The following is a 16,265-nucleotide window of genomic DNA, read 5'->3' on the forward strand; positions in this document are numbered from 1 at the left end:
GCGCGGCAATACGGAAACTCCTTATACGACGCGCGCATGGCGGAACGATCGAGGTCCGATAGGGCGAAGACGCGTCGACAAACGGAAACGGTCGGCAAGCCCGCTTCACTGTCTCAAGCCGCCACAGGATCTTCATTACGGACGAAAGGGTCTGTGCGAGAGACTCTGCGCCGGCGGTCGCGCCGCCATTTGGAGTGATGTCGGAGCGCACGGCCTCTTCGCGCCCGTCAATTGAAAGACAAAGCGAAATTGCAAAGACCAAGTGTGGCTGCAGCGCAACAGTTCAAAATATTGCAAAAGTTGGGCGATAACCATCGTTGACAAGTTAATCCTTGTGCACTCAGAATTCCCTATGCGGCAAGACAAGAAACAAATGCGGCGATTCATGCGTCCGATTGTGGCGGCCGCCGTCGCTTGTCTGCTGTTTCAACAAGCTTTGGGTCTTATTTTTCCCCACGGCCGCCACGGCGGCGAATTCGGCGCGTTCCTAAGCTCTCCCGTAGCGATGGCGAACGAGCTTTGCGCCGACCAAGCCAATGGCGACGGTAAGGCTCCGCACGTTCAGCACATGCACTGCATGGCTTGCTTTCTCAGCGACCGAAGCGACGACCTCGGAGCAAAGGTTCTCCTGTCCGCCGTCGTTCTCGTGCTGGCGCCCTTGTCTGAGACTCCGCCTCTTTGGCCGGAAGAGCGCGATATCGCGCCGCCGACCACGCAGTGGCCCAGAAACAGGCTCTCTCGCGCACCCCCGTCGCTTCTCTCCTAAGAGAGCGCGTTAGCGGCCGGCTGCCGGGTCCTCGACCTCACTCGCCAATCCCTCGCGTTTGATGTGCGCCGCGCGTGTTTTCACACGCGCCGCCGGTCGTCGCCGGCTGCGCGCGGCCAAGACAAATCTCAATGCTCGTCGCCGACAGGAGAGTAATCATGAGCGCATTCAACCGATTTGCCGTCGCCATCGGCGGGCTTGCCGCGATTAGCGTCGCGCATGCCGCCAACAAACCCGACGCGAGCGAAAGACAGCCGGTTGCGATACGCTTTGCGCTTGCGGCGGGCGATCAGCCGGTCGAATGCGGCCACGACATCGCCGGGCTCGGAACCGGCGGACGGCCGGCGCAGCTCCACGACGCCAGGTTCTACATCGCCGCGCCGGCGCTGATCGACGCCGCCGGCCATGAAGTTCCCATCGAACTCGAACAAAACGACTGGCAATACGCCAACCTTGCCCTGCTCGATTTCGAAAACAAGACTGGCAAATGCGTCGGGAGCGCCGACGTCAACGACACGATCAAGGGATCGGCGCCGCGCGGCCGCTACAAAGGGTTCAGCTTCGTCATTGGCGTTCCCAGCGTCGTCAAGGACAAGGACGGCAAGGACGTCATTCTCAACCACTCGAATTTCGCCACCGCGCCCGCGCCGCTCGATCTTCAGTCGATGACCTGGAATTGGCAGGCTGGCCGCAAATTCATAAAGATCGAAGTTGATCCAGAGGGGGGCGTGACCCGTCCGCCGCTCAAGCCGAAAAGCCCGGCGGACGCAGCGAATGTCGCCGGCGCGCAAGGCGACAAGTCCGGCGACAAGTCCGACGGCGGCGCGCCGGCGATGGCCGACGCGCCCAAGGCGGCGCCGCTGCGCGTCAACTCGGATGGGACGATCACAGTCTCGACCTGGATGCTGCACCTTGGTTCGACGGGCTGTCGCGGCGACGCGACAAAAGGCGACATCACCTCCTGCGCCAATCCAAATCGCATTCCCGTGAAACTCGCGTCCTTCGATTCGGGGCGGCAGCGCGTCGTGCTCGATCTGAAGCAGCTCTTCGCCGGCATCGATCTTGGAAAAGACCAGGGGTTCTCCACCGGCTGCATGAGCGGCCCGGCCGATCCCGAATGCGCGCCGATGTTCGAAAATCTCGGGCTTCGGCTCAAGGAAACCGCGCCCGACGCCAATGACGCCGGCCAGTCCTCCGGCGTGTCGACGAAGATTTTCCGCGCGGAGGTGGCGAAATGAAGTGCGAAACTCTCATCCTCCTCTTCGCCGCAACTCTGTTCGCGGGCGGCGCGCAAGGCGACACGGCCCCGAGCGCGGAATCGTGGCGCTGGACCTTGCCCGAGTTCATGCCGCCGCCACGGGTTCCAGCAGACAACGCAATGTCGGAGGCGCGCTTTCAGCTCGGGCGCAAGCTGTTCTACGACCCGCGATTGTCGGGAAACGGCAAGGAGAGTTGCGCCTCGTGCCACGAGCAGCGCCTGGCGTTCACTGATGGTCGCCCGGTCGCCGTCGGCGCCACGGGCGAGCATACGCCGCGCAATTCGCCCAGCATCGCCAACGCCGCCTGGCGCGCCACGCTCACCTGGGCGAATCCGGCGATGGTGACCCTGGAAAGGCAGATGGAAGGCCCGCTGTTTGGCGAAGAGCCGATCGAGATGGGCGTCAATGACAAGAACCGCAAAGAGATCCTCGCGCGTTTCGACAGTGACGCAGATTATCGCCGCGACTTTGCGGCGGCTTTTCCCGGCGAGGCGGATCCAATCAGCTTCGGCAATGTCATCAAGGCGATCTCCGCCTTTGAGCGCGGCGTCGTCTCGGCGTCCTCGAAATATGATCTCTATCTTGAAGGCAAAGCGACGCTCTCTCCGGAAGAGACGCGCGGCAAGGATCTCTTCTTCGGCGAGAAGGCCGAATGCCATCATTGCCATGGCAGCGTGAATTTCGACGATCAGTTCTATCACGCCAAAACGCGCGAGATCGAGACGCCGTTTCACAACACGGGACTCTATGATCTCGACGGCAAAGGCGCCTATCCGGAGCCCAATCGCGGCGTTTTCGAGAACACGCATAATCCCGCCGAGATGGGGGCGTTTCGCGCGCCGAGCCTGCGCAATATCGCTGTCACCGCGCCCTATATGCACGACGGCAGCGCCGCGACGCTCGAGGATGTGATCGACATTTACGCGGCGGGCGGACGCAATGTCACGAGCGGTCCTCTCAAGGGCGACGGTCGGTACAACCCGAACAAAAGCGCGTTGATCGTCCCGATCGATCTGTCGCCCCAGGAAAAGAGCGATCTGATCGCCTTTCTGAAAACGCTGACCGACGACTCCTTGCTGACATCTCCTCGCTTCGCCGATCCGTGGAAACCGGCGTCGACCGCAAGCGGATCAACGCGTGCGCCTGCTCAATGAGTTTCAACCCCGAATTAGGAAAGAAAAGAAGATGCGCTCTCGGTCGAAATTGATGCATGGCGCGGCGCTCAGCGCTCTCGCTCTTGTGTCCTCCGCGCCCATTGTCCATGCGCAACAGGCGCTGCCCCAGATCACGATCGGCGCCGCGCCGGTCAGGCCTCCCGCCGTCCGGGAATCGACGGCGGGCGAAGAAGGAATCGCGCCAGGCTTTAGCGCCGCCCGCGCGAAACTGCCGATCTATCGGGACCCGCCCGGCGAAACGATGACAATCGTCAACACCAAGTTCCTCAAGCCGACGCCGCTAGCGGATGTCCGCAGGGTGTTGGAATACAGCCCCGGCGTCTCCATACAGCAAGGCAATAATGCGCGCGATCTGTTTATTTCGATTCGCGGCTCCGGCAATCGGACTGGTGTCGGGTTTCCAACTGGCATCCGCAACATCATGCTGTACGAAGACGGGTTCCCGATCACAACGGCCGACGGCAATGGCCGCACCGACCTGCTCGATCCGCACGCTTTTGCCGCCGTCGACGTCTATCGTGGTCCTTCGTCGGCGCTTTTCGGCAATTACGCCTACGGCGGCGCGATCAATTTCCGTTCCTTCTCAGGCGCCGAAATCGACGGCGTCCATACAGGTTCGGAATTTGGCAGCTTCGGCTACGTCAACAATTACGTGCGCGTCGGCAAGGCTGTGAAGGACAGCACGCTCGGCGCCTTCGATCTGTCGTTTTTTGCCTCCGACGCCAATAGCAGCGGCTATGCCCGCAATTCTTTCTCAGGCAAACAAGCCAAGCTTCTCGGCAGATGGGACGTGACCCCTACCGATCGTGTTATCGTGAAATACATCGCCAACAACTTGAGATCGGAGTTCATCAACCGAGAAAATATCAATGTGTTCTACCTCAATCCATTTCAACAAAATTATGGCTGCTCCACCGCTGTCCCCCTGAACCTCAACTTATGCAACAATCTGAATGTGCCGGCGAATGGCATATCGGGCGCGACCACTCGCCAAAGCGTCTGGCAGCTTGGCACTCATCAACACTCTCTCAGACAGATCGGCGGCGTTCAGTTCGAGCACGACTTCAACAACGCCACCACCTGGCGATCGCAATTCACGTACGACTATCTCGATAACATCAGTGGAACTTGGCCGCCGCCGATAATTGGCCCCGGCGGCCAGGGCGGCCCGGTCGCCTTAAGGGGACCAACGGTGGGCATCACCGCGCAGACCGACATTACCAGTCACATTCCGATCTTTGGATTTCCGGCGACACATTTTCTCCAGTTCTTCTACAGCAACGCCAAAACCACCAATCCGCTCTTTAATCAGATCGCCAATACTTGGTACAGCGGCGCAATCGGCGCGCAGGTCGGCAAGTTTGACTACTATACTTCAAACATTGGTCTGCGCGCGCGTGAAGAGATTGCGCTCGCTCCGGGCCTGACTGGCGTCGTGGGGTTCAGCGCCAACTGGAATCGCGTTTGGGGCGTCAGCACCGCCTATAACTACCCCGCCAATCTGGCGCCCAGATTTCCGACTCAGATCGCCGTCGACAATGACTATTGGAACACGGCGCCGGAAGCGTCGCTCACTTATCGCTATAGCCCCGAATGGCAAGTGAGGGCGCGCTATGCGACGGGCTACAGCACGCCGACATTCGTGTTCCTCACCACTACCCGAAGCGGATTCGGACAAAATCCCCTGAAGGCCCAGACCAATATGGGCGTCGATCTCGGGATCGACTGGACGCCGAGCCCCACCCTCAATTTCAGCGTAACCGGTTTCAACGAATGGCATCGCAACGAGATTCTGACGTTGAACAATGGGCTCACCAGCTATTCGCAAAATATTCCCTCCAGTCTCCACCGCGGCGTGGAACTCAACGCCGATTGGCGGCCCTTTGAGGGATGGCGGCTGATCGCGGCCTATACGTTCAACAATCAGTTCTTCACCAATTATTGGGATGATCTGGGAAACGTCGCAGGGCGAGCCGTCTTATATAATCGCGCCGGCAACAGAATTCCCAACGTGCCGCCGCATACTGTGACGATGCGTCTGGGATATGATCAGCCCTACGGCGATCTCTCGGGTCTCGGCGCTTACGCCGAATATATTTTCAAGAGCAATTATACGATCGACAACGCCAATTTCACCACTCTGCCGAGCTACAGCCTGATCAATCTAAACGCGCACTATAATCACGACTTGGACAACTTCTATGTCAAGAACATCGAGCTCTTTTTCGAGGTCTCGAATATCTTCAATCGAACCTATGTCGCCGGCGCATTCGTGGTGGCCAACTCGCTCCTTGCCGGCCCGATACAAACGCCGCTGGTCTGGCCGACAGGCGGCCTGGTGACGGCGCAAGGCGCCGGCATCATCGCCGGCCAACCGCGCGCTTTCACGGGAGGCGTCAAACTCAAGTTCTGATGCGATCGGGCGTCGCCCCCTCTTTGGGGCGGCGCCCGCCAGGCGAGCGATTTTCAACCAAGCTTCGAAAACGCTCGCAACCGCGACATCCTTTTGAACCCGTCATGCGCCGCGCAATGCGGCGACAACGATCAGCAGTTCGTAAAATTGGAGACTGCCCGAGCCGAATAGCTTCAGCACGCCAATTTGGCGAAGGAGGCGATGCAATGCTTAGCGTTGGGCAAGCAATTGGGCGCATGATCGTCGCCGCGGGTATTGCGGCGCTCTTCCACGCCGTCGCGGTCTTGTTGCCCGCTTGGGCGCTTGCGGAAAATCTTTCAAACGCTCCCGTCACGCATGGTCTCGCGCTCTATGGCGAACCTGCGTTGCCGAAGGATTTCGCTCATTTTCCCTATGCCTATCCCCACGCGCCGAAAGGCGGCGCGCTGCGGCTCGGCAAGCGCGGGGGATTCGCAAGTCTCAATCCGTTCAACGCCAGGTTCAGCGATGCGCCGCAGCTCGTCATCGGCAACGTCGTGCAAAGCCTGATGACCCGATCGCAGGACGAACCCTATTCGCTTTATCCGCTGATCGCGCGGTCCGTCGATATCGACGACGCGCGCGAACACGTCACATTTCACCTCGACCCTCGGGCGCGCTTTTCCGACAAAACGCCGATTCTCGCGTCTGACGTTCTATTCTCCTTCGAACTGCTGAAATCGAAAGGTCGGCCGAACCATCGCGTGATTTTCGCTTTGGTGAAGTCCGCCGTCGCTCTCGACGACCATGCCGTGAGTTTCGATCTGACCGGCGTCACGGATCGCGAAGCGCCGCTCATTCTCGCCGCCATGCCGGTTCTGTCGAAGAAGGCGACCAATGTGGAGCGCTTCGACGATGTCGACATGACGATCCCGCTCGGCTCGGGCCCTTATGTGATTTCCGAGGCGAAAGTCGGCGAACGTCTCGTCCTGCGCCGCGACCCAGACTATTGGGGCCGCGACATTCCGAGCCAGAGCGGGCTCTATAATTTCGATGAAATCGACCTGGATTACTATCGCGACGAGGCCGCGCTGTTTGAGGCGTTGAAGGCGGGGCTGATCGACTATCGCGAGGAGACGAGCGCCGCGCGTTGGTCGACGGGTTATGATTTCCCCGCCGTTCGCAACGGCGCCATTGTGAAGGAAGCCCTGCGCCCCGGCCGACCGACGGGGATGGAAGGTTTCGTCTTCAATCTGCGCAAAGCCATATTTCGCGACGTGCGGCTGCGCGAAGCCATCGCCATGATGTATGACTTCGAGTGGATCAACGCCAATTTCTACGGCGGACTCTATACGCGCACGGAGAGTTACTTCGGCGAGTCGGACTATGCCTCGACGGGGCGTCCTGCGAGCGACGCCGAGCGCGGCTTTCTTGCGAATTTTCCGGGCGTCGTTCGCGACGACATTCTCGAGGGGCGTTGGCGACCTGTTCAGCACGACGGTTCGGGGCGCGATCGCACGGTCGCGAAGCGCGCGCAAACGCTTCTGGCCGACGCCGGCTACGTCCTGGTCGACGGACGCCTCCAGAAGAATGGCGTTCCCGTCATATTCGAGATCATGATTCGCGATCGCGATGAAGAGCGGCTTGCGCTCAATTTCGCCGCTTCGTTGAAGCGTATCGGCATCGAAGCCAATCCGCGCTTATATGACGAAGTCCAGTACCAGCGCCGGCGACTGCGTTTCGAATATGACATGATGACCGGGCAATGGCTGGCGTACGCTGTTCCCGGTCAGGAGCAGTTGAACCGGTGGAGCACGGAAAGTCTCAACCGGAAAAATTCGTTTAATCTCGCCGGAGCCGCTTCGCCGGCGCTCGACGCCGCGATCGACAATCTGCTCGCGTCCCGGACGAAGGCGGACAGCATTTGGGCGGCGCGTGCGCTCGATCGCATACTGCTCTCCGGATTCTATTTCGTGCCTTTGCAGCACGTGAACGCCATCTGGTGCGCGCATCGCGCCGCGATCCGCCATCCTGCGCACACGCCGCTTTTTCCGATGTTTCCCTTCGGCTTCACTTTGGAGAGCTGGTGGCGCGAGAAAGCTCGCCCTCAGTGAGGATCGTGTTGGCGCTCTTCGCGCGAAGGCGATAGAGATCTTAGGAGATGGCCAGAGCTCGGCCCGCAAATTGCCTCGCGCCAACAAAACGTCCTGGAGACGCACATGGGGCAGGAGCCCTGGCCAACTGAACTGCGCCTCTCGGAAGGCGGACGGATGCTGAACGTCTCGTTCGACGATGGCGCGCAATTCGCGCTCAGCGCCGAGCTGTTGCGCACGCAGAGTCCGAGCGCGGAAGTGCAGGGCCATTCTACGAAGGAGCGCAAGACCGTCGGCGGCAAGCGCAATGTCGCGATCATCGTGGTCGCGCCGGTCGGCAATTACGCCGTGCGGCTCGACTTCGACGACATGCATCGCACTGGAATCTACACGTGGCGGTATCTGCGCGAGCTTGGCGAGACGGCAGCGGAGCGGTTCTCGTCCTATCTCGAAGAGCTTGCAGCGAAGGGGCTCGATCGCGACCGGCCTGGAGAAAAATAATTCTTCAAAAAATAGTCCTGCAAAATGAATCGGCCGACGCGAGCGCCGGCCGATTAAACGTCGCCGTAGAATTCTTATCGCGTCACGACCACGCGAGTGCCAACCTTGACGCGGTTGTAGAGGTCGACGACGTCGTCATTGGTCATGCGGATGCAGCCCGACGACACGGCCTGACCGATCGTCCAGGGCTCGTTCGAGCCATGGATGCGGTAGAGCGTGCCGGAGAGATACATGGCGCGCGCGCCGAGCGGGTTGCTCAGTCCGCCCACCATATGCCTCGGCAGGTCGGGGCGGCGGCGCAGCATCTGCGCCGGCGGCGTCCAGTCCGGCCACTCGCGCTTATGGGCGATGTAACGCGTGCCGGCCCATTCGAATCCCGGGCGGCCGACGCCGACGCCGTAGCGGATCGCTTGGCCATTGCCGAGCACATAATAGAGTCGACGCTCATTGGTGGCGATGATCACCGTGCCGGGCGCATATCTGGCGTCGAAGGCGACGGTCTCGCGCGGAACGGCGACCGCCTGCGGACGCCCGTCGCTGGTTTGCGGGGCGAAGGAGCCGCCGCCGAATAGCGCGGTGAAAGGGTCGACGACCGGCGCCGGCGCCGGGGCCGGCTGCGGGGCAGGGCTGCGCGCGGATACTGGAGACGAAAGGGCGCCGAGCGCGCCGAATGCGCAAATCAGTGCAAAAGCGAGACGCCGCATGGTTTTCCCTTGTCCAAGTGTGGGCTGACGTCGCGCCGACCCGAATTTGTGACGCAGACGCGCTGATGATTACTCCCGCAGGCCGTTCGCGCAAGCAAGCGGGCCGACGCGCGAAACTCAGGACGAGCCGCGTTTCTTCCGGCATAGTGGCAGACTTGCAACACTGCCGCCGCGCGCCGACGAATTATCAACAAAGAGCGTTACTCAGAATTTAAGCGTCGTCGCCTGTTTGACGCCGGGCAGGCTTTTCAGGGCGGTGAGCGCCTGCGGCGGCAGTTCGCCGTCGATGGCGACGAGCGCGACGGCGCCGCCGCCGGGCCTGTCGCGGCCTAGCGCGAACGTGGCGATATTGACCTCGGCTTCGCCGAGCACACCGGCGAATCTGCCAATGAATCCAGGCCTGTCTTCATTCGTCAGATAGATCATCGACGGCGCGAATTCGGCGTCGACGCCAATGTCGCCGATGCCGATAATGCGCGGCTTGCCGTCGTGGAAAACCGTCCCCGAAACGCAAATTTCGCCCTGCGCGGTATGCGCGCTGAGCGTGACAAGGGATTCATAGTCGCCTTGCGCCTCGCGGGTGATTTCCTCAATGGCCAGGCCGCGCTCCTTGGCGAGGATCGGCGCCGACACCGGATTGACGTCTTCGAGAATGGGTCGAAGCAGTCCCGAGATCGCAGCCGCCGAGATCGGCCGCGTCTTCTGCAACGCGACGGCGCCTTCGTAGACGATCGACAATATGTCGATGCCGGCGACGGCGACCTGACCCACGAAGAGACCGAGCTTTTCGGCGAGTTCGACGAAGGGCTTCAGCCGCGGCGCCTCTTCGGCGCTGATCGAGGGGAAATTCACCGCGTTGGCGATCGCGCCTCTGGTGAGATAATCCGCCATCTGCTCGGCGATCTGCAGCGCGACCTTTTCCTGCGCCTCGCTCGTCGAAGCGCCGAGATGCGGCGTGCAGACGACGTGCGGATGCCCGAACAACGGGTTTTCGGTCGCCGGCTCCTGCGCGAACACGTCGAAGGCGGCGCCGGCGACATGGCCGTCGTCGAGGGCTTTGCGCAGCGCGTCTTCGTCGACCAGCCCGCCGCGCGCGCAATTGATAATGCGCACGCCCTTGCATGTCTTGGCGAGGTTTTCCGCCGAGAGGATATTCTTCGTCTGCGGCGTGAGCGGCGTATGCAACGTGATGAAGTCGGCTCTTGCCAAGAGTTCGTCGAGGTCGACCTTTTCGGCGCCAAGCTCTTCGGCGCGCTCTTGAGTGAGATAAGGATCGAAGGCGATCACGCGCATCTTCAGGCCGAGCGCGCGTTCGGCGACATTCGCGCCGATATTGCCGCAGCCGACGACGCCAAGCGTCTTGCCGGTGATCTCGACGCCCATGAAGCGGTTCTTTTCCCATTTGCCGGCCTGGGTCGAGGCGTCGGCGGCGGGAATTTCGCGCGCCAAGGCGAACATCAGCGCGATGGCGTGTTCGGCGGTGGTGATGGAATTGCCGAAGGGCGTGTTCATGACGATGACGCCGCGCGCGGTGGCGGCGGCGACATCGACATTGTCGACGCCGATGCCGGCGCGGCCGACGACCTTGAGCCGTGGAGCCCGCGCAAAGATATCGGCGGTCACCTTCGTCGCCGAACGGATCGCGAGTCCGTCATAGTCGGCGATCGCGGCGGCAAGCTTGTCCTTGTCCTTTCCCAGCGTCGGTTCGAAATCGACGTCGAGGCCGCGCAGGCGGAAAATCTGTGCGGCGGCGGGCGAAAGAGAATCCGAGATGAGAACGCGCGGCGGCATGGGATCATCCTGCAAAAAACGAATGAGCGGCATTGGGCGTCTCAATGTGAAAGCCCGCTTGAGCTGAACGCAATCTAGATTTTGGCGGCGACCGAAGAAGGGCTGGAAAACGATCGAAAAATTTGGTATCTATCAAATGTAGATATCATAAGAGGCCGCATGACCGCCACTGCGAAATTATTCAAGCACGGCCGCAGCCAAGCCGTTCGGCTTCCCAAGGAATTTCGGATGCCGGGCGCGGAAGTGCGCGTCAGCAAGGTCGGCAATAAAGTCATTCTGGAGCCGATCGAGGCCCCGGCGTTCGACGTCGATGCGTGGCGCGCGAGATTGAACGCCATGGGTGCGGAAGATTTCTTGCCGGCCGGGCTGCCGGAAGATTCGCCGCTCGCGCCCGATGAGTCGATCTCGTTCGATTGACCCGCGTCGATGTTTTGCCTCGATACCAATGTCGTTATTTTCGCTCTGAACAAGAGAAAGCCGCGGGTCGGCGAAAGACTTGATGCGGAACTTAGAGCTGGAACGTCTCTGATCGTTCCAGCTCTCGTCATTTTCGAACTCGCCTACGGCATCGCAAAGAGCCAACGTCCCGAACAAGCGCGCGCGCTCTTGGACGAGTTTCTTTCTGCTGGCTTTGATCTCCCGGCCTTCGACGGCGAAGATGCGCGCGAAGCCGGCGACATCAGAGCCTTCCTGGAGGAGCGCGGAACGCCTATCGGGCCGTTCGATTATCTGATCGCTGCGCAGGCGCGTCGACGGCGGGCTGTACTGGTGACGACAAACCGCCGTGAGTTTGAACGGATCCCGAACCTCATCGTGACGGACTGGAGCGATTCATAGCGAGGCGGCGCCGATCTCTCACCCCGCTTGCGCGGCGTCGGCGCAAGCCTGCGCATAGGCCCAATCGAGCCATTTGGTCAGCAGCGCCACGTCGGCGGTTTCCACCGTCGCGCCGCACCAGATGCGAAAGCCCGGCGGCGCGTCGCGATAGGCGCCGAAATCATAGCCCGCGCCCTCCTGTTCAATCATCGTAACCATCTTCTTGGCGAGCGTCGCCTGCGCCTCGGCGTCTGTGGCGCCGCTCTCTGCGGAGAAGATGAGGCAGACGCTGGTGTTGGAGCGAGTCGCCGGATCCTTGGCGAGGAAGTCGACCCAGGGCGTCTTTTCAACCCAGTCGCCGACCGCCTGCGCATTGGCGTCAGAGCGCGCGAATAGCGCCTCGAGCCCGCCGATCGATTGCGCCCAGGACAGCGCGTCGAGATAATCTTCGACCGCGAGAAGCGAGGGCGTGTTGATCGTCTCGCCCCGGAAAATCCCCTCGTTCAGCTTCCCCTGTTTCGTCAGCCGGAAAATCTTCGGCATCGGCCAGGGCGGCGCATAGCTCTCGAGCCGCTCGACGGCGCGCGGCGAGAGAATCAACATGCCATGCGCGGCCTCGCCGCCGAGAACCTTTTGCCAGCTATAGGTCGTCACATCGAGCTTGGCGAAGTCGAGCGGTTGCGCGAAGGCCGCCGACGTCGCGTCGCAAATCGTCAGGCCCTTACGGTCCGCCGGAATGAAATCGGCGTTCGGCGCGCGCACGCCCGACGTCGTGCCGTTCCAGGCGAAAACGACGTCATTGTCGAAGTCGATCTGCGACAGATCCGGCAATTCGCCATAGGGCGCGGCGAGGCTTCGCGCTTGTTCGATCTTCAACTGGTTCAGGACATCATTGACCCAGTCTTTCGAGAAGCTCTCCCAAGCGACGACATCGACGCCCCTGGGGCCGAGAAGCGACCAGAGCGCGATCTCCACGGCGCCGGTGTCGGAGGCCGGCACGATGCCGATGCGGTAATCTGCAGGAACGCGCAGCGTCTCCCGCGTCAGCGCGATGGCCTGCGCCAGTTTCTCTTTGCCGGCCTTCGAGCGATGGGAGCGGCCGAGCGCCGCCCCGGCGAGATGTGCCAGCGCCCATCCCGGGCGCTTGGCGCAGGGGCCGGAGGAAAAGCAGGGATTGGCCGGCTTGGCGGCGGGTTTCGTCACTTTGTCGACGGCGGCCATGATGCAGCCCTCTCCACGGCGGCGCAGCGCCGCCGCCGTCCGCGCTACGCGCAGCCCAGCCGACCGTCAAGAGCCGCGGGCTTCAGCCGCGCACTGGGGGAGCCATCAGTTGGCGCGATTTTCTCGTACCAGCTTGCGCGGCGTCGTTTGAAGAAACGCCGGGAACGAGGGAGAGCGATGATGTCGGAGATTCATGAAGCGCCTAATGAAGAAGAATGCCGGTATTTTCTCTCCTATTCCGGGGTGCGCTTGCCATTGAAGCTCCTGGGGCCGCTCGAGGCGAGCGAGCTTAAGAACCGCAACACGTATTTTCGTGCGACTTATGACGCCGAGGGCAAGATCGTCAGTTGCGAGAAGCTCGTCTATGGCGAAGTGGAGCTGCGCCACGATTATTCCTATGGCGTCGACGGCGCGCTGGCGCGCGCCCGCATCGCCATGGGCGAGGACGTTTCCGAGATCGACTGCGGCGCTGACGGCGCCCCGCTGCGCAGTTGACGGCCTTAAACGGGCGCGGCCTCGTGCGGCGTTTTGGCGCTGATCGCCAGAGCGTGAACGCGGTCGGCCAACTCGTCGGAGAGAAGCGCATTGACGAGACGGTGCCGCTCGATCAAGCTCTTGCCCTCGAAAGCCGCGCTCACCACCTCCACTCTGAAGTGGGTTTCGCCGTCGGGATGGTGATGCCCATGCCCCGCGTGGCTGTGCGATTCGTCGATCACGTTGAGCGCCGCTGGCGCGAGGGCTTGGGTGAGTTTCTGTGCGATGCGCGTCTTGACGACGCCTTTACCCTGATCCGTCATGTTTATCTCCCGGTCGACGCCGATTTAGCACATTGGCGCTTGGTTGCGCTTGCGGCGCGCTGCGGCGCCATCATAATGGAATGAAATGGACCTGAATTCGCCCCTCTTCGACCGCATCCGAACCAAGCGCGAGCCGCGCGAAACTCGGCGCGAGACCGTGACGCGCTGCGATTCTCCCGGCTGTGAGGCGGAGGGCGCCCACCGCGCGCCAATGGGCCGGTTGCGTGAAGGGCAGTATCTCTGCTTCTGCCTCGAACATGTCCGGGAATACAACGCCACATACAATTATTTCAACGGCATGGATGACGCTTCAGTCGCCCGTTACATGAAGGACGCGACAGTCGGGCACCGGCCGACATGGTCCATGGGGACGAAGCGCGGACAGGCGGGTTTTCGCGAGGACACGATGACGGCGGCCGATCCGCTTGGCGTCTATCGCCAGCGCTTTCGCCGTCCTCAGCCCGCCGAGCGCCGCGGTCCGCATCATTCGCCAGTGACGATCAGGGCGTTCGTCGCCATGGGGCTTGAGGAGACGGCGGACGCCGTGACGATCCGCGCCCGCTACAAGGAACTCGTCAAGCGCCACCATCCCGACGCCAATGGCGGCGACCGCTCGCGCGAGGAAAAATTGCGGGAAATCATCCATGCCTATAAGACGCTGAGGGCCGCCCGGCTGGTCTGAGCGCTCGTCGCGCGCGGCGCTTTTCCGCGCCGGCGCAGACATCTTCGGCGCAATCATGCGGGGACGAAACGGTCCGCGCAAGGAGGACGCATTTTGGTCGCTGTAGAATACGCCGCAACGGGCCTCGAGAGCACGCCGGACATGAAGATCTCGGTGCGCCAGGTGTTCGGAATCGATTCCGATATGGAGGTTCCCGCCTTTTCCGAGCGCAACGAACATGTGCCGGACCTTGACCCGGACTACCTCTTCGATCGGCAGACGACGCTCGCCATTCTCGCCGGCTTCGCCAGGAATCGGCGTGTGATGGTGACCGGCTATCACGGCACGGGAAAGTCGACGCATATCGAGCAGGTGGCGGCGCGGCTCAATTGGCCCTTCGTTCGCGTCAATCTCGACAGCCACATCTCGCGCATCGACCTTGTCGGCAAGGACGCCATCGTCCTGAAGGACGGCAAGCAGGTCACCGAGTTTCGCGACGGCATCCTGCCCTGGGCGGTGCAGCACTGCGTCGCGTTGTGTTTCGACGAATATGACGCCGGGCGGCCCGACGTGATGTTCGTGATCCAGCGGGTGCTCGAAGTCTCCGGCCGCCTGACGCTGCTCGATCAGAACCGCGTCATCCGGCCGCATCCGGCGTTCCGTCTGTTCGCGACCGCCAACACGGTGGGGCTGGGCGACACGTCGGGCCTCTACCACGGCACGCAGCAGATCAACCAGGCGCAGATGGACCGCTGGTCGATCGTCGCGACGCTGAATTACCTGCCGCATGACGCCGAGACCAATATCGTGCTCGCCAAGGCGAAATCCTATGGCGCGACGAAGGAAGGCCGCGACGTCGCCAATAAGATGGTGCGCGTCGCCGACCTCACCCGCAACGCCTTCATGGCCGGCGACCTTTCGACGGTGATGAGTCCGCGCACGGTGATCACCTGGGCGGAGAACGCCGAGATTTTCGGAGACATCGGCTTCGCCTTCCGGATGACTTTTTTGAACAAATGCGACGAGCTCGAGCGTCCGCTCGTCGCCGAATTCTATCAGCGCTGCTTCGGCAAGGAGCTGCCGGAAAGCGCCGTGAATGTGGTGATGACATAGGCGCAGCGGCGTTTGCGGGCGACTATGACCGCGCAAAGAGTGCGGGCGGAACGAAAATTGCACGCGCGAGGGCGTTCCGTGAACGCCAACTGACGCGAGGCCCCAATGCCGCTTTACGCCTATGTCTGTGACGCCTGTTCCGCCGAATTCGAGCTTTTGGTGCGCGCGTCGGACACCCCGGCCTGTCCCTCCTGCGGGAGCGAGAAACTGCAGCAGCAGGTGTCGCGCATCAGCAAGGAAATCAAATATCCGGCCATCGCGAAATCATGGCGCCAGCGGGCCGCGGCGGAAGGCGACCTTTCGAATTTCAGCAAGCAGGAACGCAAATTGTGACAGGCCGCGCCCGTGGCGATCGGACTGCGCCGGCGTTTCGCCGTCGACCGAGGTCAACGCTTCGGCCGCGCACGTTTTTAGAACATGCGTCAATTGGTCCACATTCGCCAATGATCTTGCATCCGCTAGCCGCCTCTTCGCCCTGTATACGCTAGGGGTTCGAAGTTTTTCCTAAATTATGAGTAGCAAAAAATACTGTTTCGATTCGCTGCTCCTAGGCGGTCTTTACGTTCAAACTGGCTTGCAAAGCCCGTTTTTACGCTTAAATATCAGGAATAGGCTGCAGGTTTTTTGGGCATTCCTGCCGGCGGCTTATGTAATTTCTTCGCAGGCATGTCCATGTAAAGAGACAAAATGAGCATGAACACCGCAGCCTCTTCGCGTTTAAAGGGCATGATTTGGGTTGTCGGCGCCATCGCCGCGATTTTGACCGTGGTCCTGGTCGCTCCGATGATTTCGCACCTCGGCTGATAATCTCGAGCGAAAAAAAGCCGCGCGGCCAGGCTGCGCGGCTTTTTCGCGTACATGTCGACTTGCCTGCCTATCGACTTGCCTGCCTATCGACTTGCCTGCCTATCGACTTGCCTGCCTATCGACTTGCCTGCCTATCGACTTGCCTGCCTATCGACTTGCCTGCCTATCGACTTGCCTGCCTATCGACTTG

At 61.4% G+C, this 16,265-nt stretch carries 16 protein-coding genes; 11 read left to right on the forward strand and 5 right to left on the reverse strand.

Translation table 11 applies throughout. The features are described 5' to 3' along the window. Nucleotides 1-924: 924 nt before the first annotated feature. The 5 genes from ACR65T_RS10015 to ACR65T_RS10035 all read left to right on the forward strand — a co-directional run bounded on the left by ACR65T_RS10015 (nucleotide 925) and on the right by ACR65T_RS10035 (nucleotide 8,165). Nucleotides 925-2,004, forward strand: a complete 1,080-nt coding sequence (locus ACR65T_RS10015) for an MbnP family copper-binding protein (RefSeq protein WP_434496340.1) — start codon at nucleotides 925-927, stop codon at nucleotides 2,002-2,004. Then, nucleotides 2,001-3,179 (forward strand): MbnH family di-heme enzyme, encoded by a 1,179-nt coding sequence (locus ACR65T_RS10020; RefSeq protein ID WP_434496341.1) that lies wholly within the window; start codon nucleotides 2,001-2,003, stop codon nucleotides 3,177-3,179. The genes ACR65T_RS10015 and ACR65T_RS10020 overlap by 4 nt, the downstream gene beginning before the upstream one ends. Nucleotides 3,180-3,210: 31 nt before the next feature. Next, nucleotides 3,211-5,613, forward strand: a complete 2,403-nt coding sequence (locus tag ACR65T_RS10025) for a TonB-dependent receptor family protein (protein ID WP_434496342.1) — start codon at nucleotides 3,211-3,213, stop codon at nucleotides 5,611-5,613. Between the two features lie 206 nt (nucleotides 5,614-5,819). Then, entirely contained in the window at nucleotides 5,820-7,685 is a 1,866-nt protein-coding gene (locus ACR65T_RS10030) for an extracellular solute-binding protein (protein WP_434496343.1), read from the forward strand. Nucleotides 7,686-7,790: 105 nt separating this feature from the next. Next, nucleotides 7,791-8,165 carry a gamma-butyrobetaine hydroxylase-like domain-containing protein gene (locus ACR65T_RS10035; protein WP_434496344.1) on the forward strand — a complete coding sequence of 125 codons (375 nt, stop codon included), beginning with the start codon at nucleotides 7,791-7,793 and terminating at the stop codon, nucleotides 8,163-8,165. A 74-nt stretch (nucleotides 8,166-8,239) separates the two neighbouring features. Here ACR65T_RS10035 and ACR65T_RS10040 read toward each other — a convergent pair whose 3' ends face one another. After that, a complete protein-coding gene (locus ACR65T_RS10040; RefSeq protein ID WP_434496345.1) occupies nucleotides 8,240-8,869 on the reverse strand; it encodes a L,D-transpeptidase in 630 nt (209 codons plus the stop codon). A gap of 204 nt (nucleotides 8,870-9,073) precedes the next feature. Further along, a complete protein-coding gene (gene serA, locus ACR65T_RS10045) occupies nucleotides 9,074-10,660 on the reverse strand; it encodes a phosphoglycerate dehydrogenase (protein WP_434496359.1) in 1,587 nt (528 codons plus the stop codon). 159 nt (nucleotides 10,661-10,819) lie between these two features. Between serA and ACR65T_RS10050 the strand changes: the two genes are divergently transcribed. After that, nucleotides 10,820-11,077 (forward strand): antitoxin, encoded by a 258-nt coding sequence (locus tag ACR65T_RS10050; RefSeq protein WP_434496346.1) that lies wholly within the window; start codon nucleotides 10,820-10,822, stop codon nucleotides 11,075-11,077. Nucleotides 11,078-11,086: 9 nt separating this feature from the next. After that, nucleotides 11,087-11,497 carry a PIN domain-containing protein gene (locus ACR65T_RS10055; protein ID WP_434496347.1) on the forward strand — a complete coding sequence of 137 codons (411 nt, stop codon included), beginning with the start codon at nucleotides 11,087-11,089 and terminating at the stop codon, nucleotides 11,495-11,497. Between the two features lie 18 nt (nucleotides 11,498-11,515). Here ACR65T_RS10055 and ACR65T_RS10060 read toward each other — a convergent pair whose 3' ends face one another. Beyond that, nucleotides 11,516-12,697: a phosphoserine transaminase gene (locus ACR65T_RS10060; RefSeq protein WP_434496348.1), complete on the reverse strand. Its 1,182-nt coding sequence runs from the start codon at nucleotides 12,695-12,697 to the stop codon at nucleotides 11,516-11,518. A gap of 177 nt (nucleotides 12,698-12,874) precedes the next feature. On the opposite strand from ACR65T_RS10060, the gene ACR65T_RS10065 reads away from it, so the two are divergent. After that, nucleotides 12,875-13,192, forward strand: coding sequence for a DUF6156 family protein (locus ACR65T_RS10065; protein ID WP_434496349.1), 318 nt, complete (start codon nucleotides 12,875-12,877; stop codon nucleotides 13,190-13,192). A 5-nt stretch (nucleotides 13,193-13,197) separates the two neighbouring features. Here the strand turns inward: ACR65T_RS10065 and ACR65T_RS10070 are convergent, their stop codons facing one another. Then, the gene (locus tag ACR65T_RS10070; RefSeq protein ID WP_026222596.1) at nucleotides 13,198-13,494 is read right to left on the reverse strand and encodes a BolA family protein; all 297 of its coding nucleotides are present in this window, start codon (nucleotides 13,492-13,494) and stop codon (nucleotides 13,198-13,200) included. 85 nt (nucleotides 13,495-13,579) lie between these two features. Here ACR65T_RS10070 and ACR65T_RS10075 point away from each other — a divergent pair, with 85 nt between their 5' ends. The 3 genes from ACR65T_RS10075 (at nucleotide 13,580) to ACR65T_RS10085 (ending at nucleotide 15,601) form a co-directional block, all read left to right on the forward strand. Beyond that, nucleotides 13,580-14,176: a J domain-containing protein gene (locus ACR65T_RS10075; RefSeq protein WP_434496350.1), complete on the forward strand. Its 597-nt coding sequence runs from the start codon at nucleotides 13,580-13,582 to the stop codon at nucleotides 14,174-14,176. Nucleotides 14,177-14,269: 93 nt separating this feature from the next. After that, nucleotides 14,270-15,268, forward strand: coding sequence for a cobaltochelatase subunit CobS (gene cobS, locus ACR65T_RS10080; RefSeq protein ID WP_014890856.1), 999 nt, complete (start codon nucleotides 14,270-14,272; stop codon nucleotides 15,266-15,268). A 105-nt stretch (nucleotides 15,269-15,373) separates the two neighbouring features. Further along, entirely contained in the window at nucleotides 15,374-15,601 is a 228-nt protein-coding gene (locus ACR65T_RS10085) for an FmdB family zinc ribbon protein (RefSeq protein ID WP_434496351.1), read from the forward strand. 269 nt (nucleotides 15,602-15,870) lie between these two features. Here the strand turns inward: ACR65T_RS10085 and ACR65T_RS10090 are convergent, their stop codons facing one another. Continuing rightward, nucleotides 15,871-16,128: a hypothetical protein gene (locus ACR65T_RS10090; protein WP_434496352.1), complete on the reverse strand. Its 258-nt coding sequence runs from the start codon at nucleotides 16,126-16,128 to the stop codon at nucleotides 15,871-15,873. Nucleotides 16,129-16,265: the final 137 nt, after the last annotated feature.

Source organism: Methylocystis sp. (genome assembly GCF_051061285.1).
In the GTDB taxonomy this organism is placed as follows: Bacteria; Pseudomonadota; Alphaproteobacteria; order Rhizobiales; family Beijerinckiaceae; genus Methylocystis.